Origin of the sequence: Neisseria dentiae (genome assembly GCF_014055005.1) — a bacterium.
Taxonomy (GTDB): Bacteria; Pseudomonadota; Gammaproteobacteria; order Burkholderiales; family Neisseriaceae; genus Neisseria; species Neisseria dentiae.
Window position 1 is genome coordinate 2,326,964 of sequence record NZ_CP059570.1, and the last position, 22,340, is coordinate 2,349,303.

Here is a 22,340-nt window from a genome sequence, read left to right on the forward strand (position 1 = left end):
TTAATCCTTATTTTCTCTAATTAAAAAAGTATTTTCTTTATCATCAAATTCCCATTGTTTTACTCGTTCTCCATTTTCAATCAAAGTAATTGTAGAGCCTTTCTTAGGGTATTGTCCTATTTCATCCTTAAATTCAGGAAGAATATCATTTGAATGACATCCAATGAACCCATTTAAAGTACATGGCAACCCATCTTTTACATTTCCACCAAACTTTTCTCCATATGGAATAACTGACTGATTAGGCGTTACTAATTTACCTTCAAACAATAAATAACGGTCTTCTCCTCTTTTCAATGCATCAACAAACAACGATTTATCATAGTCTAAAGCATAAGTTTCAATGGTTTGCTTCAGATTTTGATTCTGCAAATGCCCTGTATCAACTTGCCTGGCTATAAAGCTACCTATCTTGCTGTGCGTTCCACTCGTCAACCCCTCCAAATACTCATAAGGCATCACCTTCGTTACCACCGTATCGCGGGTAATCGGCGGCACATCTTCCCGTATCCGCTTCATCTTGCCTACCTGCTCCTCCGTCATATCGTCCATATGCGTGCGCGTCAGGTTTTTGAATTCTTCGAATTGCAGGTTCTCCCGCGTTAGCAAACCGGACAGGTTCCGATAAACGAAGCTGTCTACCAAACAAAATGCCTGTCTGAAAATTTTTCAGACAGGCATTTTGGGACTACTTGAAAAAATTAGGCCTTAAGGTTTTTTTCTCATAAATTAAATCTAATTCTTCTTTTTTTACTGTTTTTTCATATTCATACTTATCCACACGAATAAAGTTTAATTTTTCAACCGATGGATTATAATCAGAAACTAAAATATATTCTCCATTTTCTTCATATTTAATAGGGAATTCAAACCCTTGAAATAACGCATAAGTAGAAATTTCGTAAATATCACCAATCTCTGATGGGGTTACCGTTTTTACAAAAATGCGCGGATTTAAGCTTTCATCAGGTTTACGTTCTATGAATCCATTATTTAAGTCGTTTGGATCATTTGATATTAAATGAGCAAGTCCATTTCTCCTTGTTACGCGGTACTCTTTACTTTTGTAAATAGTATAAAAGGCATCTCTTAAGGCCATCATTTAACTCCTATTTAATTTTTATATGGTATGAATTTCATTTCTTCATCATCAAACTTCAAAATTTTTCTTTTTATCCCATTTTCAATTACTGAAATAGTTGAACCTTGTTCAGGAAATCTTCCATCCTCTAAAATTGTATACTCGGGTAATATTTCATCAGAGCGGCAAGCGATAAAACCATTCAAAGTACATGGTGGTAAGTTCTGATGTTTACCTCCAAATCTATAACCTCTTGGAATATCTATTAATCCTTGAGTCTCCATTAACTTACCTTCAAAAATCAAATAGCGGTCTTGTCCGTTGGCCATTGCCTCGGTAAACCTCGAACCCTCATAATCCAAAGCAAAATTATCAATCGTCTGTTTCAGATTTTGGCTGCCTAAGTGGCCTGTATCCACCTGCCGTGCAACAAAACCGCCGATTTGGGTATTCCTGCCGCTTATAAAGCCGTCCAAGTATTCGTAAGGCATCACCTTCGTTACGACGGTATTATCGTCTATCATTGGCACGTCGTCCCGTATCCGCTTCATCTGTCCGACCTGCTCCTCCGTCATATCGTCCATATGCGTGCGCGTCAAGGTTTTTGAATTCTTCGAATTGCAGGTTCTCCCGCGTCAGCAAACCGGACAGGTTCCGATAAACGAAGCTGTCTACCAAACAAAAGCCTGTCTGAAAACTTTTCAGACAGGCTTTTGTATCAATCAAAAAAATCCGTTATCAACTCTTTCTTTTCATATACCAACTCTACATCTTTCTTATCAACCCTCTTTTCATAATCATACTTATCTACCCTTTTAAAATCTAATTTTTCCATCAATGCCGTATTGATATTGCCTTTCAAAAGATAAGTATCTTCCGATTCATGCTTAATCCAAAATTCATAGCCTTGATACAAAGCATATGTTGCAATTTCATAAACATCTCCTACCTCTTCAGGAGAAACTATCAAGGTGTAAATTTTTTCGGCTAAGTCTTCGGGGGTATATTTTAAATGTTTAGTATCATAAATTTTTTCAATAAATTCTTTTTCTAAATCCTCAGCATTTTTTGAAACTAGTTTAGCCATTCCATCATGATATAAAACACGATATTCTTTACCTTTGTATGTAGTATAAATATCATTCTTAATTGCCATATCAAATATCCTTATTCATTAATATATTGGAAAAAACGCTTTTTCTCACCATCAAACACCGCCGCTTTCCGCTTTACTCCATCTTCAATAACCCAAATCACCGAACCGTGGGTCGGATATTGCGGGGAATTTTCCTTAGTTTTAACTTCGAATTCAGGCAGGATTTCATCCGAACGGCAGGCAATAAACCCGTTTAATGTACAGGGCGATAAAGTTTCATGTACACCTTCAAAACGTTTCCCATATGGAATTTCGGACTGCTCGGGTTTTGTTAACCGCCCCTCAAACACCAAATACCTGTCCTGTCCGTTTTCCAACGCCTTGGTATACGGCGAATCGGAATAATCCAGTGCCAAATGCTTATAAGTATCCTGCAAACCCTGCCCCATCAGGTGACCGTAATCGTCTTTGCGCGTAACAAAACCGCCGATGGTATTACACATGAAAGTGCCTGTCTGAAAACTTTTCAGACAGGCATTTGTATCAATCAAAAAAATCCGTTATCAACTCTTTCTTTTCGTAAACCAAATCAACGTCTTCTTTTTTGACAATTTTCTTATATTCAAATTTATCTACTCGTTTAAATTGTAATTTATTCATAAGTACTAAATTATTATTACCTAACAGTACATATTCATCAGGCCATTCAAGTTCAATCCAAAATTCATAGCCCCGATAAATTGCAAAGGTTCCAATATCATAAACTTCTCCCACTTCTTCTGGAGAGACTATCTTAAAGAAAATTCTCGGATTCAGATTCTTTTCAGGCTTGTATTCCGTAAAACCCATATCTAACGATTCTGCCTCATAGGAAACAATCTCATAATGCCCATCTACTCTTCCTATACGGCATTCTTTTCCTTTGTACAATGTATAAATATCATTTCTAATAGCCATTTAAATTTCCTTACTCTTCCGTGAATGGAACAAATTTTTTATCTTTGAAATTATATATTGCCGCCTTACGTTTCTCACCGTTTTCAATCACCCAAATTACCGAGCCGTCTTCGGGATAATTCTTTTTACCGTCTACTTCAAATTCAGGCAAGATTTCATCCGATCTGCAAGCGATAAAGCCGTTTAATGTACAAGGTGGGGCTGTTTCATTGTTACCGCCGAACCGATTTCCGTATGGGATTTCAGATTGCTTGGGTTTAGTCAGCCTTCCTTCAAACACCAAATACCTGTCCTGCCCGTTTTCCAACGCCTTGGTATAGACCGAATCCGGATAATACAATGCCAAATGCTTATAGGTATTCTCAAGATTCTGCCCCATCAGATGGCCGTAATCGTCTTTGCGCGTAACAAAACCTCCGATGGTATTGCACATGAAAATGCCTGTCTGAAACTTTTTCAGACAGGCATTTTGGGACTACTTGAAAAAATTAGGCCTTAAGGTTTTTTTCTCAAAAACCAAATCTAATTCTTCTTTTTTTACTTTTTTTTCATAGCCATATTTATCCACACGGTCAAACTGTAATTTCTCAATCAAAGGACTATAATCCGCAACCAAAATATATTCCCCCTCCTCCTCATATCTAACCGGAAATTCAAATCCTTTGTATATTGCATACGTATTTATAGCATAAACCTCTTTAATTTCAGATGGAATTACTATTTTAAAAAAAATTCGGGGGTTCAACTTCTTTTCTGGCTTATATTCAATAAAGCCTTTTTCCAAATCTTTTTCATCATTTGAAATAATTTCATAATGCCCATCAATTTTTGATATTCGATATTCTTTTCCATTATATATGGCATATCTTCCTGATTTAACACTCACTTTTATATCCTTTCCTTAATCATTCATAGGAATAAATCTCATCTCTTTCTCATCAAACATCAAAACTTCCCGCTTTATACCATCCTCTACAATAGAAATCGTTGCACGATGCTCAGGATAGCGTCCATCCTTTAATATTTTATATTCAGGCAGAATTTCATCAGATCGACAAGCTACAAACCCGTTCAGTGTACAAGGAAGTCCATCCTTATGGTGACCTCCAAAGCGGCTACCCATGGGAATATCTAAATAACCGTCTTCGCTTGTATCGGTTAACCTGCCTTCAAATATCAAATACCGGTCTTGCCCATTTGCCGCTGCCTCTGTGAATTTTGAACCCTCATAATCCAAAGCAAAATTATCAATCGTCTGCTTCAGATTTTGACTGCCTAAGTGGCCCGTATCCGCCTGCCGTGCAACAAAACCGCCGATTTGGGTATTCCTACCACTCATAAAACCGTCCAAGTATTCGTAAGGCATCACTTTCGTTACGACGGTATTATCGTCTATCATTGGCACGTCGTCCCGTATCCGCTTCATCTGTCCGACCTGCTCCTCCGTCATATCGTCCATATGCGTGCGCGTCAGGTTTTTGAATTCTTCGAATTGCAGGTTCTCCCGCGTCAGCGAGTCGGGCAGTTTTTGGTAAACGAAGCTTTCCGGCGCAAGGTTTTTGTCCCGACCCCATTCTCCTATGTCTTGCAGATTGCTGCGGTAAGTTTCCGCCCGTGCCCTCTCGGCGGCTTCTTCCGCCATTTTGCGGCTCAGGCTGATGCCGCCTTTGGCCAGTCCCGCCCCGCCCAGCGCCGCGGCGGCAATATCGGCGGCGGGTTTGCCTTCTTCCACCGCGCGGTTCAAATCACCGGCTTCGACTGCCTGATGCCACCGTTCGAAACCTTCTTTGGCGTTCCCCAAACCCTCCGAAATAACCGAAGCTGTCTACCGAACAAAATGCCTGTCTGAAAATTTTTCAGACAGGCATTTTTGGCTATTTGAAAAAATTAGGCATCAGTGTCTTTTTCTCATAAACCAAATCGACATCTTCTTTTTTCACTGCTTTTTCATATTCGTATTTCCCCACCCTCTTAAAATCGAATTTTTCGATTAACGGCCCACCTGTAACCGTGTGGCTTTCAGATAAAATATAATGGCCATTTTCTTCCCTAAGAATGAAAAATTCATAACCTTGATACAGGCAATATGGTTTGATTGAATAAACTTCTCCCACTTCATTAGGAGGAACTATCAAGGTATAAATTTTTTCTGCTAATTGTTTAGGAGTATATTTGAATTGCTTTGCATCATAAACTTTTTCAACAAATCCTTTTTCTAAGTCCTCAGCATTTTTGGAAACTAATTTAGCCATTCCATCATGATATAAAATACGATATTCCTTACCTTTGTACATGGTATAAGTATCATTTCTAATGGTCATCTTCAATATCCTTATTCATTATTGTATGGGAAAAAACGTTTATTCTCACCGTCAAACACCGCTGCCTTACGCTTCTCACCGTTTTCAATCACCCAAATGACCGAACCGTCTTCAGGGGTTTGCGCATTCTCTCTTTCAAATTTAAATTCCGGAATAATCTCATCCGAACGGCACGCGATAAAACCGTTTAAAGTACATGGCAATATAGAATGCCTGTCTGAAAAAGTTTCAGACAGGCATTTTTGGCTATTTGAAAAAATTAGGCATTAGTGTCTTTTTTTCATAAATCAAATCCAAATCTTCTTTTCTTACTAGTTTCTCATAGCCATATTTATCAACTCGTTGGAAATCTAATTTTTTCATTAATGTGATATTTTTATTACCTTTGAGAAGATACCTGTTTTCTTCTTCCCTTTTAATCCAAAATTCATATCCTTGGTAAAGCGCATAAGTTGAAATTTCATAAACATCTCCTATTTCGGATGGGGAAACTTCTTTGAAAAAAATTCTCGGGTTACTCTTCCTCTCAGGTTTGTATTCAATGAACCCTAAATCCAAATCACCCGGGTCATAGCCTACAATCTCATAATGATCGTCCACTCTACCTATACGGTACTCTTTACCTTTATATACAGTATATATGTCATATCTGATAGCCATATCAATATCCTTACTCTTCAATATACGGAACAAATCTCTTATCTTTAAACTCATACACCGCCGCTTTCCGCTTCACCCCGTCTTCAACAGCCCAAATCACCGAACCGTGGGTCGGATATTGCGGGGAATTTTCCTTAGTTTTAACTTCGAATTCAGGCAGGATTTCATCCGAACGGCAGGCAATAAATCCGTTCAAAATACCCATAACAAGATAATAAATAAAGGCCGTCTGAAAATTATTTTTCAGACGGCCTTTTATATCAATCAAAAAAATCTGTCAGCAGCGTTTTCTTTTCATAAACTAAATCAACATCTTCTTGCTTTACGATTTTTTCATAATCATATTTATCAACACGTTTGAAATCCAGTTTTTCCATTAAAGCCGTATTATTGTTTCCTTTTAGAATATAATTTCCATCGCCTGCCCATCTAATCCAAAATTCATATCCTTGGTAAAGCGCATAAGTTGAAATTTTATAAACATCTCCTATTTCGGATGGAGGTACCATTTTAATAAAATATCTCAATCCATTGTACGGTTCTGATTCCACAAAACCATTTTCTAAATCATTTATATCATGTGATATTAGCCTTGCAAAACCATCTCTGTTTACAACCCTATATTCCTTACCATGATATATGGTATAAAAATCATATCTTATTGACATATCTCCATCCTTTATTTATTTTGATTTTCGTCGTAAATCATAAATCTTCTCTTCTCATCATCATACACCGCCGCTTTCCGCTTCACCCCGTCTTCAACAGCCCAAATTACCGAACCGTGGGCAGGATATTGATCGTCTCCATAAACATGAAATTCAGGTAATATCTCATCCGAGCGGCAGGCAATAAAGCCGTTCAATGTACAATGCCTGTCTGAAAATTTTCAGACAGGCATTTTTGGCTATTTGAAAAAATTAGGCATCAGTGTCTTTTTCTCATAAACCAAATCGACATCTTCTTTTTTCACTGCTTTTTCATATTCGTATTTCCCCACCCTCTTAAAATCGAATTTTTCGATTAACGGCCCACCTGTAACCGTGTGGCTTTCAGATAAAATATAATGGCCATTTTCTTCCCTAAGAATGAAAAATTCATAACCTTGATACAGGCAATATGGTTTGATTGAATAAACCTCTCCCACTTCTTCCGGAGAGACCATCTTGACAAAAATTCTTGGATTAAGTTGTTTTTCAGGTTTATATTCAGCAAAACCATTATTTAAGTCAGAAGCATCATATGATACTAAGTTTCCTAATCCTTGATTATTCCATATCCTATATTCTTTATCATGATATATTGTATATGTATCATTACGAATCATAATTTTCCTTTCAATTACCATCATAAGGTACGAATTTCATCTCATTTCGATCAAACACCGCCGCCTTACGCTTTTCTCCGTTTTCAATTACCCAAATCACCGAACCGTTTTCAGGAGTTTGCGCATTCTCTCTTTCAAATTTAAATTCCGGAATAATCTCATCTGAACGGCACGCAATAAACCCATTTAACGTACACGGCAGCGCATCGGTATGCCTGCCGCCGAAACGCTCGCCACGCGGTATTTCGGCCGTATGCGGCTCGTTTAATCTTCCTTCAAACAGAATATAACGGTTTTCCCCTTTGCTTAAAGCCTGAACAAAATCGGAATCCGAACCGTCCCATTTTTTATAATCCAGAGCAAAATTATCGATGGTCTGCTTTAAATCCTGTCCGGCTAAATGCCCTGTGTCAGCTTGTCGGGCAACAAAACCGCCGATGGTATTGTACGGATTATCCGCTTTCAGATACCCCTCCAGATACTCATAAGGCATCACTTTCGTTACCACCGTATCGCGGGTAATCGGCGGAACGTCGTCCCGTATCCGCTTCATCTGTCCGACCTGCTCCTCCGTCATATCGTCCATATGCGTGCGCGTCAGGTTTTTGAATTCTTCGAATTGCAGGTTCTCCCGCGTTAGCGAGTCGGGCAGGTTTTTATATACAAAGCTTTCCTGCGGCAACCCTTTGTCCCGGCCCCAATCGCCTATGTCTTTCAGGTTATCACGATGCAGCTCCGCCCGTGCCCTTTCCGCCGCCTCTTCCGCTGCTTCCCGCGCCATCTTCCTGCTCAATGCGCCGGCTCCTTTGGCTACCCCCAGACCGCCCAGCGCTATCCCCGCTATATCGGTTACCGGCTTGCTCTCTTCCACCGCTTGGTGCAGATCGGCAGCATCCACTGCCTGTTGCCAGCGCTCCGCCCCTGCCTTCATGCTTTCGAGGCCGTCTGAAAGGTCTGTTTTCAGTTGTTCGGGGTTGTTCCAATATTCTTGGGCGGTGGTTTTGGTGTGTTCCCATGTCTGTGCTATGGCCTGCTCGCGGCTGTCGGTACGCTCCTGTGCCGCCCGGGCTTCGTTATCGTCGAGTACGTCTATATGCCTGTCCAGCCCCAGCGCGGCTTTGTCGTGCAGCAGCGATGCGCCTTCTTTGGCCAGCCTGCCTGTTTCGGTTATGCCTTCCCCTACCGATTCGACTGCGCTCAGTGCGGCTCCGCCTACTGCGGTGGCACCGCGTTTGAAGCTGCGGGTAATCTCCCAGTCGTCTTCTTCTATCTTAACGGCTTCGGCCAGCGGCTCTTTGATATAGTTGCGGTAGCCTTCGGCTACCGGCTCGGCAAGGTTTTTGTCCAGCCAGCTGCCGGCTTGGTCCCATATGTTTTGTTCCTGCTCTTTGGGCGTGCGCCGTTTGCCTACAACGGTGATACTGGGCAGCTCTACGACCTCTTCCGGCATATCTGTCCTGCGGGCGGTGGCAACGGCTTGGTCTATATTGGTTTTGAACGGGTAGTGTTTGTTGACCCTGCCGACGATGTTGTTGTCTTCGTCTACCCGTATGCCGGTGATATGGGGATTGCGGGCACCTGCCCTGGCCGCGGCCTCTCCAACCGCGCTGCTCAGTGCTTCCTGCTGTTCGGGCGTATAGCGGGAAACTGCGCTGCGGACTTCTTCGTTGCTTTTAAACAGCCCTGCCGCTTCCTGTTTCAGCTTCGGTATGCTTTGTTCTATTTCCTGCTCCCGCTGCTGCTGCCGCTCCATCTGCTGCTGTAATTGCTGCTCTTGGCTCAGGCTTTGGGAACGCCCGAATGAAAGTTCCATATTTAAAGGCTCCTGTGACTGTTTGGTGATTCCGGCTTAGGACAACGGCTTTTATGGGAAGTTCAATCATTTAGGCCGTCTGAAACTTTCAGTTTTGCAGAAACTGCACTACTTGTTTTCAAACGGCCTGATACTTGGATTTATCAAAAATTCGGGTTCGTGATGAAAAATCTGCTATCTCATCCGGCTTCAGGTTTTAACAGCTGTTTTTTGTACTTGTATTATCAGATCGGGAACAGGGGCTTCTTTAACCACCCGTTTAGCAAACACAGAATCTTCATAATATCGGATTTTATCGCACATTACAGGATGCTCCAGCCCTTCATAAATAAAGATTTCTTTGGTATTAGGCATGGCTTTCAATTCTTGCGGTAGCATCAGTGAGCGGCGCTCTTCACCGACATTGATACTCTGCTGGCCCGTGCCTCTTGTGGTATTGGCCTTCTTCACCGCCGTGTAACCCAGCATTTCCGAATATTCGTTGGCATCCCGTTGCTCCCTCGGTGTGTAGATTATTTGTAGCGCATGGTTGGTAACAATCGTTCGGCTGACTTCTTTACCATATACGGCATCAAGCTGTGCCAGCGATTGAATGATCGGAAAGAGCCTGATATTGTAACCTGCCATATAACTTACTGATTTTGCAATAATGTCAACAGCACCAATTGAAGTAAATTCGTCCATCAGCAACAGGCATTGGTATTTTAAATCCGTGTTGTCTTGAGGGAGTTCTTTGGTGTTTTGATTAATCAATTGGCTGAAAAACAAATTAATAATCAACCGTGACTCAGCCAGTTTATTGGGTTGGACACCAATGTATATTGTCATTTTGCGTTTGCGGACGTCTGTCAGCAGAAAATCATTTGCGCTTGTTGCCGCATCGACTACGGGATTCAACCATGGCAGTAAAGGCTCTTTGAAAGTTGCCATGATATTGCCGAATGTTTCCTCTGCTTGACCAAGTATGCCCGCAAATGCCGTTCTACAGGTTTCGCTGAGAAAAGGCAAAGAAGCCAACCCCTGAAAATATTCACGCAAGTCACCTCCGTCCCCCGAAGCAGTACGGAGCAGCTCTCCCATAGTACATGTAGAAGCAAGTTTTTTATCGTTTTCACTTGATTCGAATAAAAATAGTGCCAATGCCAAAAATACGTTTTGTGCCTGGCCAAGCCAAAAGCGATCTTTAGGGTTCTCACCTATCGGATAAAGCATATTGGCAATACTCATTAAATCGGAAACACGGAAATTCGGATCGGTGGAAACATAGCTTAAGGGATTCCAGCGGTGGCTGCGCTTATCTTCCGCAAACGGGTTGAACAAATAAACTTCTTGCCCATATTGGCGGCGAAAGCCACTGGTAAGTTTGAAATTCTCCTGTTTGATATCCAGTACAACAATTGATCCTTGATAACTCAATAGATTTGGAACAACAATCCCCACACCTTTACCAGAGCGTGTAGGTGCTGCGAGCAGGGCAAATTGCTGGCCGCTGTAAAAAAGATATTTACCGTCTTTCTTACCAACAACAATGCCGGTATTGCTTGATTTGAAAAATCCGGCTTTTTTTAACTCCGATGACTTTGCAAATCTAGCTTTTCCATATAAATTGTGCTTGTTGCGGAACAATACAAAATAAATCAAGCCGAATGTCGACAGGAATACTATACCGTACCCTAAAACAGCCGATACCATAACCGTCGTCCCATAAGACGCATGCCCGCCATAGTAATACAAATACTTGAAAATCGTGATAAAGCTCAAACTATCATTATTTTTAATCCACAATAACAAAATCCAACCTGAAAAATAAGTCCCTATAAAAAAAGCCATAAATAAAAATAATAGGGCAAGCAGGATTTTCTGCCTTAAAGTCAATATCATTTTAAACATCCTTTTATGCCATTCAGAATATCAGTGATGCTCACCGACATTCTATGATTTATTTGCCATTTAACTGTAATACATTACCATGAAACACAGCAAACACCAAAACCAGATCCGCATCATCGGCGGCAGTTGCCGCGGCAGGAAACTGCATTTCAACGATGCCGACGGCCTGCGCCCCACACCCGACAGTGTGCGCGAGCGTTTGTTCAACTGGCTTGGGCAGAATTTAACCGGCCAGGCCGTGTTGGATTTGTTTGCCGGCAGCGGCGCGCTGGGGCTGGAGGCGGCTTCGCGCAATGCGGCTTCGGTGGTGCTGGTGGAAAACAACCGCCGCACGCTGCAAACCATTGAGGGCAATATCCGCGATCTGGGTTTGAAACAGGTTGAAACCGTGTGTTCAGACGGCCTGCTTTATCTGAAACATTGCGGCGAAACGTTCGACACGGTATTTCTAGACCCGCCTTTCAGCTGGCAGCAATGGCCGGATTTGTTTGCGTTGCTGCAAGGCCGTCTGAATATCGGGGCGATGGTTTATATTGAAGCGGGCAGCCTGCCGCCGTTTCCCGACTGGCTTGCGCCGTATCGCGAAGGCAAGGCGGGGATGAGCAAGTTTGCTTTGTTGGAATATAGTTAAATCACTGAATGAGGTCTTTGCAAGCCGTTTAGGCCGATACCTTTGCAAAATTTTTTCGATACCTTAAAACACTTGCGTCATGCTCGGGCTTGACCCGAGCATCTTGTTGTTTCAAAAGAAATAACAGATAACCGGGTTGAGCACAGGCATGACGAAGCATAAATGAATTCAGTATGGAAACGTATTTTTGCAAAGGTCTCAAGCCGTCTGAAACATCTGATTATCGTCATTCCCGCGTAGGCGGGAATCCAGCCTTTAAACCATCAAGTATTTTATTTCAATAGTTTACAAAAAAACGACTGGATTCCCGCCTACGCGGGAATGACGGAATTTAGGCATTTCAGACGGCCTCAAGGTAGTTTTGCAAAGGTATCGGCCTGATCGTTTTGGATAAACGTTTGGCAAATCTCGATGATGTCGCTGCCGAATTTGTTGATTTTGGCTTCGCCCATGCCGTAGATGTCGTGCAGATCGCTTGGCGTGGCGGGCAGTTTTTCAACGATGTCGCGCAGGGTTTTGTCGCCGAACACCACATAGGCGGGCACTTCCTCTGCCTGCGCGCGCGCCAGCCGCCAGCTTCGCAGCGCCTGCCAGATGCGCTCTTCGCGCTCGGTGCGCAGCCATTCTTCTTTGGGTTTCTGCGTGGCGGCTTTTTCGCGCTTGAGCGGGCGCAGCCACACTTCTTCGCTGCCTTTGAGCACGGCTTTGGCCTTTTCGGTGAGCACCAGCGCCTGGTGGTGCAGCGGGTTGACGGTGAGATAGCCCAAACTGATGCACTGGCGGACGATGCCGCGCCATTCTTTGTCGCTAAAATCGGCGCCGATGCCGAAGGTGGATAATTCGTGGTGGCGGTTGCGGGCGATCCAGTCGTCGTTTTTGCCGCGCAGCACGTTAATCACATAGCCTGCGGCAAACTGCTGGCCGACGCGGTACACGCAGCTTAAGAGTTTCTGCACAATCACGGTGCCGTTGAAGCGCACGGGCGGGTGCAGGCAGTTGTCGCAATGGCCGCAGGGTTGGCTCTGCTCGCCGAAATGTTGCAGCAGCAGCACGCGGCGGCAGGCGGCGGTTTCGCACACGGAAAGCATGGCGTCGAGTTTTTGCAGCTCGATTTGTTTCTGCTCGCTGCTGCTCTCGCCGGTTTGGATGCGTTCGCGCAGAACCACCCAGTCGTTGAGGCCGTAGCACAGCCAGCTGGCGGCGGGCAGGCCGTCGCGGCCGGCGCGGCCGGATTCCTGATAGAAATGCTCGACGCTCTGCGGCATATCGAGGTGGGCAACGAAGCGCACGTCGGGTTTGTCGATGCCCATGCCGAAGGCAACGGTGGCCACCACGATAATGTTGTCTTCGCGGGTGAAGCGCCGCTGGTTGGCTTCACGCGTTTCCATGCTCAGGCCGGCGTGGTAGGGAACGGCGTCGAGGCCGTGTTCGCACAGAAAGGCTGCCGTGTCTTCCACTTTTTTGCGGCTCAGGCAGTAAACGATGCCGCTCTGCCCTGCCATCTGCTTGGTAATAAAATCAAGCAGTTGTTTTTTGCCGTTGTTTTTTTCGATAACCTGGTAATAGATGTTGGGGCGGTCGAAGCTGGCGATAAATTCGGGCGCATCGTTCAGATGCAGGTAGTGTTTGATGTCGGCGCGGGTGGCGGCGTCGGCGGTGGCGGTAAGCGCGATGCGGGGAACATTGGGGTAGCGTTCGGCCAAAATGCCGAGCTGTTGATATTCGGGGCGGAAGTCGTGCCCCCACTGGCTCACGCAGTGGGCTTCGTCGATGGCGAACAGGCTGACGGGGTGTTGGTCTAGAAAGCGCAGAAAACGCTCGCTAACGAGGCGCTCGGGCGCAACATAAAGCAGTTTCAGACGGCCCGACTGTATATCGTCGGCAATCTGCCGGGCTTCGTCGGGCGAAGTGCCGCTGTGCACGCTGGCCGCCGCCACACCTGCGGCGTGCAGGTTGGCCACTTGGTCGTTCATCAGCGCAATCAGCGGCGACACCACCACAGCCACGCCTTCGCGCATCAACGCGGGAATCTGGTAACACAGCGATTTGCCGCCGCCGGTGGGCATCAGCACCAGCAGGCTGCCGCCCGCAGCGAGCGTGTCCACAATCTCGGCCTGGCTGCCGCGGAATCCGGGGTAGCCGAACACATCGTGCAAAATTCGGGCGGCGGTTTGGGGCATGGGCGGCTTTCGCAAAAGGGCGTAACGGGCGGAAAGTGGGTATTTTAACGTTTTTCGCAACAGGCCGTCTGAAAATTCAAGTGGCTTTTTTTACACGGTTTTGTTTATTTTTTTGCCGCCTCACATAAAAAGGCTTAACATTATGCAGTTTTAACCGAGCGGCAGATAAGGCCGTCTGAAAGGAATTTATGAACGCTTTTCGCTTTTCCGCCGCCGCAGCGGTTGCCTTGCTGCTGGCCGCCTGTGCGGGCACGTCCGGCCCTTCGGTGAGCGGCAGTTGGGAAAAAATCGGCACCACTTCCAACGGCAACATCCGGGCTTATATCGATAAGGCCAGCATCCGCAAAAACGGCAACCTGGTTACTTTCCGCGACCGCAAAGTGGTGCAGAAAACCGATGAAGAACGCTATGTGAACACGCCCAAATATAAAACCGCCGTCGGCACTTGGGAAATGCACTGCACCAACAAAACCTACCGCTTAACCGCCCTGCAACTGCTGGACGAAAAAGGCACGGTGCTGCTGAACCAAACCTACACCGCCGCCGGCATCCGCCCCATGAGCATCATCGGCGGCTCGGTAAACGAAAAACAGTTTGAAATGGTGTGCGGGCAATAACCCGCAAACCGAATGCTTGAAAGGCCGTCTGAACGTTTTCAGACGGCTTAAAATATTTGTAAAGTTCAAAAGACAAAACTAAAAGACCTAAGTTTAAAATGTTGATATAAACGCTATTAATATCACAAGGGGAATATAATGCTATTGTTTGTAGTTTTGGTCTTTGCTATTACTGCTGTCTGGATGATTTTCAGAAAAGAAAGAGGAAATGCGCTGCCAGCAAATAATCAAAATGATCTATTCGATAACTATGTCGTTTTGGATACCGAAACGACGGGACTTGATGATGACGCAGAGATTATTGAAATTGCAATCATTGATATAGATGACAATGTTTTACTGAATACGTTAATTAGGCCATCTAAGCCTATGCCTGACTGGTGTGAAGCGGTTCGGATTCACGGCATTACCAATGAAATGTTAGATGGTGCACCAACATGGAAAGAAATGTATCCAAGAATAGTTGAAATTTTATCCGGTAAGCAGGTGGTTATTTATAATGCAGATTTTGATTTAAGGTTGATTCGCCAAACCTGTGATAAATATGATTTACAGGCTCCTATTGATACTGCATTTTGTGCGATGAACCATTATTCCGAATGGTATGGTGAGAAAAGTTATACATTTCCTGGCCGGTATCACAAACAGTCATTATATAAAGCAGTTAGGTTTACTGGAAACAAATTTAGCGGAGAAAATCATAGGGCATTGACGGACTGTAAGGCAACTTTATCTGTTTTGAAGTCAATTAATGGCGTCAATTCACCTGAATTGATGCGAGAAGAAGTGATCAATGAATTTAAAAGGAAAACTTCTCTTCTTTTTGATGATGCAGTTGTTGTCGGTTTCAATGTTTCAGGAAATATAAAAAGTCAAAATATTCTTGAAATTGGTATTATTGACACTCAGGGAAACATTTTACTTGATACATTTGTTTGTCCAAAAAGAAAAATATCAGACAATACAAAATATTTGAAATTCATTGGTAAATCAGCGGCTGAATTCTCAAACTTTCCTAAGTGGGATGAATTATATGAATTGGTATTTAGTTTACTAGATAGTAAAAAAGTATTCTGTATCAATAATAATACAATAAAGAACATCAATCTTGAAAATAAGAAATATGGATTGCCTGAAATTGATTTTATTGAGTTATCTGTAAATGAAGTATTCTACAACTTGAATAGTTTGGGAGTGGAAAATGGTTTATATAATTTGTCGTGCACTGCTGACAAATTAAATATGAAAATAGATAAATTAAGGTCGGTTTCTAGTTGTTTGGTGTTTTGTGAAATGATGAAGCATCTAGATATTGAGAAGTAATTTTATTGCATAAATAAATTTTGCAAAGGTTTCGACCTAATGTTCTAACCACCCCATTACTCAAAATTCTTCACACAAACCACTACCGGTGGTCAAGCTTTACAAAAACCCATTACAATAACCGCACCGCCAACCTTTCAGACGGCCTATGACTGCTCAACCGATTACGCTGGTGTGGTTCCGCCGCGACTTGCGCCTGTTCGACAACACCGCCCTGCAAACCGCCATACGCCGCGGCCTGCCCGTGGCGGGCGTGTTTGTGTTCGCCCCCGCCGAAGAGGCCGCCCTCGCGCGCAACGGGCGCCGTTTGGGTTTTATCTACGACAGCGTGGCGGCGTTACAAGCGGCCTTGTCGGCCAAAAACGTGCCGCTGTATGTGCTGCACGGGCACGCCGAAAACGAAATTCCGCAGCTGGCCGCAACGCTTGCCGCCGAGGCCGTGGTGTGCGCCGAAAGCTACGAGCCGCAAGGCAGGGAAGAAACCAACGCCGTCAGCCGCGCACTCGACCGCTCGGGCCGAGCACTCGTGCAGGTTGACGATTTTGCCGTGCTGCCCAAAGCCGCCGTGATGACGCATACCGGCCGCCCCTATCTGGTTTACACACCCTACAAAACCGCCTGGCTGCAAACCTATGCCCAACGTTTCGGCACCTGGGCGCCCGCCGACAACTGGCACGACCTTGCCGCACTGCAAACGCGCCTGCCCGAATCCGCCCGCCGCGCCCCGCCGCTGCCCGATCCTGCCGCCCTCGGCATCGGCCCCGACGAGCGCACCACCCTGTTTGCCGGCGGCGAAGAAGCCGCGCAGGCGCAGTTAGGGCGGTTTCTCAACCATATCGGGTGCTACCGCCTCGAGCGCGATTTCCCCGCCAAAAGCGGCACTGCCCGCCTTTCACCCTATATCGCCCACGGTATGCTCTCGCCCCGCCATCTGGTTTATCTCGCGCGACAACACGACAGCGAAGGCGCATCGGCATGGCTGGGCGAGCTGATTTGGCGCGAATTTTTCCAGCAGGTGCTCTACCACCACCCGAACGCGGCGCGGGAAAGTTTCCGCCCCGAATACCGCAATCTGGCCTGGCCGGGCAAAGCCGAATGGTTCGAGCGGTGGAAAAACGGGCAAACCGGTTACCCGATTATCGATGCCGCCATGCGCTGCCTGGCCGGCAGCGGCTGGCTGCACAACCGTTTGCGTATGCTGGCGGCGGGCTTTCTGGTGAAAGACCTGCTCACCGACCCGCGCCTGGGCGAGGCGTGGTTTGCCGAGCAGCTGATTGACTACGATTTGGCCGCCAACAACGGCGGCTGGCAGTGGGCGGCCGGCACGGGCTGCGACGCGCAGCCGTATTTCCGCATTTTCAATCCCGTGCTGCAATCGCAGAAGTTCGACCCCGACGGCCGCTTTATCCGCCGCCATGTGCCGGAGCTGGCGCACTTGGGCAAAGACGTTATCCACGCCCCGTGGCTGGCGAAAGAAAGCATACGCACCCACGGCTACCCGCCCCCCATCGTTAACCACGGCGAACAGCGTTTGCGGGCACTGGCTCTCTTCAAGCAGCCTGAAAAGGCCGTCTGAAAACCGCTGCTATGCCTGCTTTCCGACCGTGTCCGGCTGATGCGGCGGCGCATCACCCTGCTGTTTTGCCGAGCCGCCTTTTTTTGAGTCGGGCGGCATATCCACGATAACCGTTCCGGCGATAAAATCGTGGATGCCGCGGCTGTTGGAGCCGAACACAATCATCAGGCAGTTGATCCAAATAGGCCATCCGTCTAAAAAATCATCGAAAATCAAAAAATTGCTAAAAATAAGCCATGCCGGCGTTCGGAGCAGGAGATATTCCAGCGCACTGGTCCGCTGCCCTGTGCGGATATTGATGGGAGCAAGATAAAGCGCGCATTTGCCTGCCGAACGGCCGAAAATGCAGATAATGCAGATTTGTATCAGGGCATAAACCGAGTACTGGAACACAGAAGGCGCACGGAGGGCATCTTCAATGGCTTTGGCATCACCGGCCATCACAGCATCGTTCATGGTGCAAAGCACCACTATCCACAATAAAATGCAATCTATTGTAAATGCCGCAAACCTGTCACTCACCGGCGCCACGCGGAAGTTTGATTCTTCAAATTTAAATGTTTTCAAATCGGCCCGTTCACCCATAGCAGTGCTCCCAAAGCCTGTTAGAATCACAGAGAAACAATTAAGTTCAGTTCGATATTCATAATATGTGCCGCCCGAAACTTTTCAGACGGCCGCCCCATCCGCCTGACTTAACGCAAGCCGCAGGCGCAAACCTTGTGTTCTAATGCACTTTTTTATCCGCCCCGCCCGCCCCGTGCCATTATGAAAACCCTGCTGCAACAAGCCGCCGAACGCTGGTTCAACCCCTACAAACGCTACCGCTACAGCCGCCTGATCCATGCAGTGCGGCTGGGCTTGGCGGTGTTGTGCGCCACCCTGATTGCGCGCCGCTTCGGCCTGATGCACGGCGAGTGGATCAGCATCACCGTGTTTGTGGTGCTGGGTATGTTGCAGTTTCAGGGCGCGATTTATTCCAAAGCCGTCGAACGTATGCTCGGCACCCTGATCGGCCTGGCCGCCGGCCTGCTGATTTTGTGGCTGAACCAAAACCACCTGCACGACAACGCCGCGTTTTACCTGATAATCGGCGTGTTCAGCGCCGTGGCCGGCTGGCTGGCGGTGGGGAAAAACGGCTATATCCCCATGCTGGCGGGGCTGACCATGTGTATGCTGGCGGGCGGCGTTCACAACGGCGAATGGCTGCACGACAGCATGATGCGCGCGCTCAACGTGCTGCTCGGTGCCGCCATCGCCGTGGCCGCCGCCAAACTGATGCCGCTGAAATCCACCCTGATGTGGCGTTTTCTGCTGGCCGACAACCTCACCGCCGCCAGCCGCGTGCTGGCCGAAATCGGCAACGGCGAATACATGGGCAGGCAGCGGTGGCGCAAAAACCAGAAAAAGATCAAACAGATCAACAACCGCCTGGTGCGCAGCCGCAGCCATCTCACCCCCACCGCGCAAGAGAGCCGCATCAGCCTCACCATGATGGAAACCATACAGCACACCCACCGCAAAATCGTCAGCAGCACCGACCTTTTGCTGCACGCCGTGCTGAAACTGCCGCGCCCCGACATGAGCGAAGAGGAAGAAGCGCTGCTCAACCGCCATTTCGCCGCCCTGCAACACGAGCTGCACCTCACGTCGCACATGCTCAAAGGCCGCTATGCCCACCGCATTCACATTTCCACCGCCATCGACCCGCAACTGCGCGCCCTTTCGCAGCGGCTGCCGTTTGAATGGCAGGGTTTTATCTGGCTGAGTATCAATATCCGCATCGAGCTGGCCAATTTGGTGATGATGCTGGTGCGCACGCGGCAGAAGTGGCTGGAGCCGAAAGAATTGCGCAAACTGCGCAAGCATTTGATTGATAAAGGCGCACACGGGCAGGGATATAGTGAATTCAATTACTTCGGTACAAGGCAGCAAGCCGCAGGCAGTACAGGCAGTACGACAAGGCGCAGCAACGCCGTAACGGAGTAAGTGGATTCACTATAGGCGCGCAAAATGTTTTCAGACGGCCGCAAGGCTTGGCAAGACCTGTTTTTCTACCGTTTTCGTCATGCTCAAACTTGACCCGAGTATCCGGCTATTTTTAAAAAATAAAAAGATACTCGGGTCAAGCCCGAGTATGACGTTATTTTTAAACAAGTTAGCGGAATATTTTGCCAAGCCTTGCGGCCGTCTGAAAACCGTTCGGTAATGAGTAGGTCGGGCATTTATGCCCGACAAAACCGAAAAATATAACGGAATGTCGGATATAAATGCCCGGCCTACGCTGCTACCCGCTGCGCCGTTTCAAGGCCGCTAGCACCACTTCGCGTTGCAGCGCCTGGCGGAACATCGTGCCGAACGGCATCACATCTTTATTCGCCACCACAATCACGCGTTTGCGGCTTTCGGGATTTTGCCAAAGATCAAACCACAACCCGCAGGCATGGGCGGCCATGCGCACGGCCTGCTCGGTGCGCTCGGGCTGCAAAGCCAGCCTGAACAGCGCGGGGTTGCGGATAAAATAATCGCTGAGCCGGTTTTTCGACACCGCATAATCGGCCCGGTCGCGGTCGATGGGCAGCACGGGCACAGGCAGTTGGTTGACGATATTCATCATAGTGTGTCTCCGATGGTTCCGATATCAACGGCTTCCATTGTGGCACAAATCGGGCGGCAACGAACCGTGTTGAATCAAAAACCGGCGATCCGGCCGCCTTCACGCCCACAACAGATAAACCGCCGCCATCGCCACCAGATAAACCAACCCCAGCCAGGCCAGCGGCAGCAGGCCGGACTGTTTGGGCAGGCTGCCCGCCAGCCCCAGGTTCAGCCACGCAAACACGGGGGAGGAAAGAAAAGAAGCCGTCATCGCAAACGGTATCATCTTGCCGACCGCGCCGCTGAAAAACTGAATCAGCACAAACGCCGCAACCGCCGCCGCAATAATCCACACGCGCAAAACGCCGTCGCTTTCCGAAACTTCAGACGGCCTGCCCCGCAGCAAATCCACCGCTTGCCGGTTGCAGCGCGAATAACCGTCCACCGCCACGATGGTGGTGCCGTAAATGCAGGCAAACGCCGCCAGCACCATCGGAACATACATAAACCCGCCGATGGCCGCGGTGTACATATCCACAAACTGCCCGATAAACTTCCCGCCGCTCAAAGGCGGCACGTTTTGCCCGTATTGCACGCGCGCGCCGAGCATCATAAACATCAGCGCCAATATGATGGTAACGGCGTAGCCGGTGTTGAAATCGACCATGCGCCTTTCACGGTAGCCCGCGTGGCGGCGTTTTTTTTCTTTCACCCACATCGAACCGGCCACGCTCAATTCCATCGGCGCGGGCATCCAGCCCATCAGCGCGGCCAGAAACGGCACGGCGGCCAGCGTCCACGGCGAAGGATCGGTAAAGCCCGCCGCCGGCGGCGGGGGCGGCTTGCCGAAAGCCATCAGCAAAGCGGCGGCGGTTACCGCGCTCAACAGCAGCATGATGATTTTCGACACTTGGTCCAGCCGCCGGTATTGGTGCGAAAACAGCAGCACCACAAAACTCGCCAACACAATCAGGTTCAGCACGTTCAGGCTGATGCCCTGCGGCAGCACCATGCCCAGCAGCAGCGCCGACAACAGCGTGCCGCCTGCGATGTTCACCACCGTGGCAAACAGGTTGAATGCCAGAAACAGCCACAAATAAGCGCGCCCACGTTCGGCATAGCCTTCGAGCAGGGTTTTGCCGTGCAGGGCGGCATAATCGAACGCAATGCTGAAAAACGGATATTTCAAAACGTTCACCAGCACAATCAGCCCGGCCAGCTGCCAGCCGTAATACGCCCCCGCCTGCGTGGAGGCGATAATGTGCGAACCGCCCACCGCCGACGAGGCCATGATGATGCCGGGGCCGAATGTTTGGAAGAAGCTCGGTTTGTTCATCAAATTTCCTTTCCGGCAGTCATAAAAAATGCTCCTGTTTCTCGTTTATAGAAAGAAACAGGAGCGCCGTTGCTGCGGTTTCAGACGGCCTGATAAAGCCTGATGCCGTCTGAAAAATACAATAGGCCGAAACTTCCCACGCAGGCATTATCCTGATCGGGTGTAAGGGTAACTCTCAGCTGCGCCCGAAAACGGCGCGGCACCCCTGTTTCTGTTTGGTGATTAAAACACGGAAAGCACCCGGCGTAAATGCGCACGGGCGGAGACCTTTGCAAAACCCTCAGATGCGGATGCAGTTCAAGGCGTAGCAGCGCAGCGAGCGCAGACATATCAAGTAGATAGGCAAGCGAGCGAGCAGCGCACAACGTAGAAATGCGCCGCATCTGAGGGTTTTGCAAAGGTCTCGGGCGGTTTTACAAACGGTGGGCCGGATCACAGGCGGCGGCATTGGTCTTCTTTATTGCCTTTAACCTGATTGCCCGAGCCGCCGATGCGGCCTTTGTTGCCTTTGCATTGCAGGTTGCCGCCGATACGGTTGCCGTTCACAGACGCACCGGCGTTGTTGTCGAACAATTGCAAATCGCCGTCAATCCATGTATCCGCCACTTTTATCGCATCCGACTCCTTCACCTGTATGTCGCCGTCGACACGGGCGCGCTCAACCGTAACCGCACCGGCCTTGTCGGCTTGGATATCACCGTCGATGATGGCGCCGAACGCTTGCAGGTTGCCGCCGCGCCCAACCTTCACATTGCCTTTAACGCCCGTACCGTTTAAGGTGCAGCTTTGCCTGGCCGGCACCAACACATCGCCGTCTATCGAAATATCCGCCAGCGTGCCGTTGCACGTTTGCGTTTCGGCATAGGCTGCCCCGCTGAATGCCAGCACGGCGGCGGGAATCAGAATGGATCTGCATAATTTGTTCATAGTCGGT

General features: G+C 47.8%; 27 protein-coding genes, 2 pseudogenes and 1 riboswitch. Of the genes and pseudogenes, 5 read left to right on the top strand and 24 right to left on the bottom strand.

Annotation, left to right across the window (positions count from 1 at the left end; all coding sequences use genetic code 11):
* From H3L92_RS10865 to H3L92_RS10950, 18 genes are all read right to left on the bottom strand, one after another.
* On the bottom strand, positions 1 to 645 hold the full coding sequence (locus tag H3L92_RS10865) for a hypothetical protein (protein ID WP_115336237.1): 645 nt from the start codon (positions 643 to 645) through the stop codon (positions 1 to 3).
* Between the two features lie 43 nt (positions 646 to 688).
* A complete protein-coding gene (locus H3L92_RS10870; protein ID WP_245945434.1) occupies positions 689 to 1,102 on the bottom strand; it encodes a UCP033725 family protein in 414 nt (137 codons plus the stop codon).
* A gap of 11 nt (positions 1,103 to 1,113) precedes the next feature.
* Positions 1,114 to 1,665: a hypothetical protein gene (locus H3L92_RS10875; protein ID WP_085367148.1), complete on the bottom strand. Its 552-nt coding sequence runs from the start codon at positions 1,663 to 1,665 to the stop codon at positions 1,114 to 1,116.
* A gap of 134 nt (positions 1,666 to 1,799) precedes the next feature.
* Positions 1,800 to 2,237: a UCP033725 family protein gene (locus H3L92_RS10880; RefSeq protein WP_245945435.1), complete on the bottom strand. Its 438-nt coding sequence runs from the start codon at positions 2,235 to 2,237 to the stop codon at positions 1,800 to 1,802.
* A gap of 11 nt (positions 2,238 to 2,248) precedes the next feature.
* Positions 2,249 to 2,680: a hypothetical protein gene (locus tag H3L92_RS10885; protein WP_085367149.1), complete on the bottom strand. Its 432-nt coding sequence runs from the start codon at positions 2,678 to 2,680 to the stop codon at positions 2,249 to 2,251.
* Positions 2,681 to 2,720: 40 nt separating this feature from the next.
* Complete coding sequence (locus H3L92_RS10890) at positions 2,721 to 3,134, bottom strand: UCP033725 family protein (RefSeq protein WP_169710498.1); 414 nt, start codon at positions 3,132 to 3,134, stop codon at positions 2,721 to 2,723.
* Positions 3,135 to 3,144: 10 nt separating this feature from the next.
* Positions 3,145 to 3,567, bottom strand: a complete 423-nt coding sequence (locus H3L92_RS10895) for a hypothetical protein (RefSeq protein ID WP_085367150.1) — start codon at positions 3,565 to 3,567, stop codon at positions 3,145 to 3,147.
* 42 nt (positions 3,568 to 3,609) lie between these two features.
* Positions 3,610 to 4,020, bottom strand: a complete 411-nt coding sequence (locus H3L92_RS10900) for a UCP033725 family protein (protein WP_085367151.1) — start codon at positions 4,018 to 4,020, stop codon at positions 3,610 to 3,612.
* A gap of 15 nt (positions 4,021 to 4,035) precedes the next feature.
* A complete protein-coding gene (locus H3L92_RS10905; protein ID WP_143824378.1) occupies positions 4,036 to 4,878 on the bottom strand; it encodes a hypothetical protein in 843 nt (280 codons plus the stop codon).
* Positions 4,879 to 5,008: 130 nt separating this feature from the next.
* On the bottom strand, positions 5,009 to 5,455 hold the full coding sequence (locus tag H3L92_RS13440) for a UCP033725 family protein (RefSeq protein ID WP_245945424.1): 447 nt from the start codon (positions 5,453 to 5,455) through the stop codon (positions 5,009 to 5,011).
* Positions 5,456 to 5,466: 11 nt separating this feature from the next.
* Positions 5,467 to 5,658, bottom strand: coding sequence for a hypothetical protein (locus H3L92_RS10915; protein WP_085367153.1), 192 nt, complete (start codon positions 5,656 to 5,658; stop codon positions 5,467 to 5,469).
* Positions 5,659 to 5,701: 43 nt separating this feature from the next.
* Positions 5,702 to 6,115: a UCP033725 family protein gene (locus H3L92_RS10920; protein ID WP_245945436.1), complete on the bottom strand. Its 414-nt coding sequence runs from the start codon at positions 6,113 to 6,115 to the stop codon at positions 5,702 to 5,704.
* 10 nt (positions 6,116 to 6,125) lie between these two features.
* Positions 6,126 to 6,383 carry a hypothetical protein gene (locus tag H3L92_RS10925; RefSeq protein ID WP_085367154.1) on the bottom strand — a complete coding sequence of 86 codons (258 nt, stop codon included), beginning with the start codon at positions 6,381 to 6,383 and terminating at the stop codon, positions 6,126 to 6,128.
* Positions 6,376 to 6,783 (bottom strand): UCP033725 family protein, encoded by a 408-nt coding sequence (locus H3L92_RS10930; protein ID WP_169710499.1) that lies wholly within the window; start codon positions 6,781 to 6,783, stop codon positions 6,376 to 6,378. Before H3L92_RS10930 ends, H3L92_RS10925 begins: the two co-directional genes overlap by 8 nt.
* A gap of 11 nt (positions 6,784 to 6,794) precedes the next feature.
* Entirely contained in the window at positions 6,795 to 6,980 is a 186-nt protein-coding gene (locus H3L92_RS10935) for a hypothetical protein (RefSeq protein ID WP_085367155.1), read from the bottom strand.
* Between the two features lie 42 nt (positions 6,981 to 7,022).
* The gene (locus tag H3L92_RS10940) at positions 7,023 to 7,442 is read right to left on the bottom strand and encodes a UCP033725 family protein (protein ID WP_245945437.1); all 420 of its coding nucleotides are present in this window, start codon (positions 7,440 to 7,442) and stop codon (positions 7,023 to 7,025) included.
* Between the two features lie 10 nt (positions 7,443 to 7,452).
* Complete coding sequence (locus tag H3L92_RS10945; RefSeq protein WP_115336238.1) at positions 7,453 to 9,255, bottom strand: hypothetical protein; 1,803 nt, start codon at positions 9,253 to 9,255, stop codon at positions 7,453 to 7,455.
* Between the two features lie 189 nt (positions 9,256 to 9,444).
* Positions 9,445 to 11,136 carry a type IV secretory system conjugative DNA transfer family protein gene (locus H3L92_RS10950; RefSeq protein ID WP_085366776.1) on the bottom strand — a complete coding sequence of 564 codons (1,692 nt, stop codon included), beginning with the start codon at positions 11,134 to 11,136 and terminating at the stop codon, positions 9,445 to 9,447.
* An 88-nt stretch (positions 11,137 to 11,224) separates the two neighbouring features.
* Between H3L92_RS10950 and rsmD the strand changes: the two genes are divergently transcribed.
* A complete protein-coding gene (gene rsmD, locus H3L92_RS10955; RefSeq protein ID WP_085366775.1) occupies positions 11,225 to 11,776 on the top strand; it encodes a 16S rRNA (guanine(966)-N(2))-methyltransferase RsmD in 552 nt (183 codons plus the stop codon).
* 350 nt (positions 11,777 to 12,126) lie between these two features.
* Here rsmD and recQ read toward each other — a convergent pair whose 3' ends face one another.
* The gene (gene recQ, locus H3L92_RS10960; RefSeq protein ID WP_085366774.1) at positions 12,127 to 13,956 is read right to left on the bottom strand and encodes a DNA helicase RecQ; all 1,830 of its coding nucleotides are present in this window, start codon (positions 13,954 to 13,956) and stop codon (positions 12,127 to 12,129) included.
* Between the two features lie 188 nt (positions 13,957 to 14,144).
* Here recQ and H3L92_RS10965 point away from each other — a divergent pair, with 188 nt between their 5' ends.
* The 3 genes from H3L92_RS10965 (at position 14,145) to H3L92_RS10975 (ending at position 17,472) form a co-directional block, all read left to right on the top strand.
* A complete protein-coding gene (locus tag H3L92_RS10965) occupies positions 14,145 to 14,573 on the top strand; it encodes a surface-adhesin E family protein (protein WP_085366773.1) in 429 nt (142 codons plus the stop codon).
* Between the two features lie 138 nt (positions 14,574 to 14,711).
* Positions 14,712 to 15,896, top strand: a complete 1,185-nt coding sequence (locus H3L92_RS10970) for an exonuclease domain-containing protein (RefSeq protein WP_211276426.1) — start codon at positions 14,712 to 14,714, stop codon at positions 15,894 to 15,896.
* A gap of 148 nt (positions 15,897 to 16,044) precedes the next feature.
* Entirely contained in the window at positions 16,045 to 17,472 is a 1,428-nt protein-coding gene (locus H3L92_RS10975) for a cryptochrome/photolyase family protein (RefSeq protein ID WP_085366772.1), read from the top strand.
* Between the two features lie 9 nt (positions 17,473 to 17,481).
* Here the strand turns inward: H3L92_RS10975 and H3L92_RS10980 are convergent, their stop codons facing one another.
* Positions 17,482 to 18,039: an RDD family protein gene (locus tag H3L92_RS10980; RefSeq protein ID WP_182115349.1), complete on the bottom strand. Its 558-nt coding sequence runs from the start codon at positions 18,037 to 18,039 to the stop codon at positions 17,482 to 17,484.
* Between the two features lie 201 nt (positions 18,040 to 18,240).
* On the opposite strand from H3L92_RS10980, the pseudogene H3L92_RS10985 reads away from it, so the two are divergent.
* Positions 18,241 to 19,365: pseudogene (locus tag H3L92_RS10985) on the top strand (FUSC family protein); the annotation flags it as partial.
* Between the two features lie 394 nt (positions 19,366 to 19,759).
* On the opposite strand, the gene H3L92_RS10990 reads toward H3L92_RS10985, so the two are convergent.
* From H3L92_RS10990 to H3L92_RS11000, 4 genes and pseudogenes are all read right to left on the bottom strand, one after another.
* Positions 19,760 to 20,089 carry a hypothetical protein gene (locus H3L92_RS10990; RefSeq protein ID WP_085366769.1) on the bottom strand — a complete coding sequence of 110 codons (330 nt, stop codon included), beginning with the start codon at positions 20,087 to 20,089 and terminating at the stop codon, positions 19,760 to 19,762.
* Between the two features lie 99 nt (positions 20,090 to 20,188).
* Complete coding sequence (locus H3L92_RS10995; protein WP_085366768.1) at positions 20,189 to 21,406, bottom strand: NRAMP family divalent metal transporter; 1,218 nt, start codon at positions 21,404 to 21,406, stop codon at positions 20,189 to 20,191.
* 116 nt (positions 21,407 to 21,522) lie between these two features.
* Positions 21,523 to 21,623, bottom strand: a riboswitch (TPP riboswitch).
* A gap of 40 nt (positions 21,624 to 21,663) precedes the next feature.
* Positions 21,664 to 21,804, bottom strand: a pseudogene (locus H3L92_RS13445) (lipoprotein signal peptidase); the annotation flags it as partial.
* Positions 21,805 to 21,838: 34 nt separating this feature from the next.
* The gene (locus H3L92_RS11000) at positions 21,839 to 22,333 is read right to left on the bottom strand and encodes a hypothetical protein (protein WP_085366767.1); all 495 of its coding nucleotides are present in this window, start codon (positions 22,331 to 22,333) and stop codon (positions 21,839 to 21,841) included.
* Positions 22,334 to 22,340 lie beyond the last annotated feature (7 nt).

Bases quoted from the DNA above. Each gene is read 5' to 3' on its own strand.
- H3L92_RS10870 (WP_245945434.1), bottom strand. From the start codon at position 1,102: ATGATGGCCTTAAGAGATGCCTTTTATACTATTTACAAAAGTAAAGAG.
- H3L92_RS10875 (WP_085367148.1), bottom strand. From the start codon at position 1,665: ATGGACGATATGACGGAGGAGCAGGTCGGACAGATGAAGCGGATACGG.
- H3L92_RS10880 (WP_245945435.1), bottom strand. From the start codon at position 2,237: ATGGCAATTAAGAATGATATTTATACTACATACAAAGGTAAAGAATAT.
- H3L92_RS10885 (WP_085367149.1), bottom strand. From the start codon at position 2,680: ATGTGTAATACCATCGGCGGTTTTGTTACGCGCAAAGACGATTACGGT.
- H3L92_RS10890 (WP_169710498.1), bottom strand. From the start codon at position 3,134: ATGGCTATTAGAAATGATATTTATACATTGTACAAAGGAAAAGAATGC.
- H3L92_RS10895 (WP_085367150.1), bottom strand. From the start codon at position 3,567: ATGTGCAATACCATCGGAGGTTTTGTTACGCGCAAAGACGATTACGGC.
- H3L92_RS13440 (WP_245945424.1), bottom strand. From the start codon at position 5,455: ATGACCATTAGAAATGATACTTATACCATGTACAAAGGTAAGGAATAT.
- H3L92_RS10920 (WP_245945436.1), bottom strand. From the start codon at position 6,115: ATGGCTATCAGATATGACATATATACTGTATATAAAGGTAAAGAGTAC.
- H3L92_RS10930 (WP_169710499.1), bottom strand. From the start codon at position 6,783: ATGTCAATAAGATATGATTTTTATACCATATATCATGGTAAGGAATAT.
- H3L92_RS10940 (WP_245945437.1), bottom strand. From the start codon at position 7,442: ATGATTCGTAATGATACATATACAATATATCATGATAAAGAATATAGG.
- H3L92_RS10945 (WP_115336238.1), bottom strand. From the start codon at position 9,255: ATGGAACTTTCATTCGGGCGTTCCCAAAGCCTGAGCCAAGAGCAGCAA.
- H3L92_RS10950 (WP_085366776.1), bottom strand. From the start codon at position 11,136: ATGATATTGACTTTAAGGCAGAAAATCCTGCTTGCCCTATTATTTTTA.
- rsmD (WP_085366775.1), top strand. From the start codon at position 11,225: ATGAAACACAGCAAACACCAAAACCAGATCCGCATCATCGGCGGCAGT.
- recQ (WP_085366774.1), bottom strand. From the start codon at position 13,956: ATGCCCCAAACCGCCGCCCGAATTTTGCACGATGTGTTCGGCTACCCC.
- H3L92_RS10965 (WP_085366773.1), top strand. From the start codon at position 14,145: ATGAACGCTTTTCGCTTTTCCGCCGCCGCAGCGGTTGCCTTGCTGCTG.
- H3L92_RS10970 (WP_211276426.1), top strand. From the start codon at position 14,712: ATGCTATTGTTTGTAGTTTTGGTCTTTGCTATTACTGCTGTCTGGATG.
- H3L92_RS10975 (WP_085366772.1), top strand. From the start codon at position 16,045: ATGACTGCTCAACCGATTACGCTGGTGTGGTTCCGCCGCGACTTGCGC.
- H3L92_RS10990 (WP_085366769.1), bottom strand. From the start codon at position 20,089: ATGATGAATATCGTCAACCAACTGCCTGTGCCCGTGCTGCCCATCGAC.
- H3L92_RS10995 (WP_085366768.1), bottom strand. From the start codon at position 21,406: ATGAACAAACCGAGCTTCTTCCAAACATTCGGCCCCGGCATCATCATG.
- H3L92_RS11000 (WP_085366767.1), bottom strand. From the start codon at position 22,333: ATGAACAAATTATGCAGATCCATTCTGATTCCCGCCGCCGTGCTGGCA.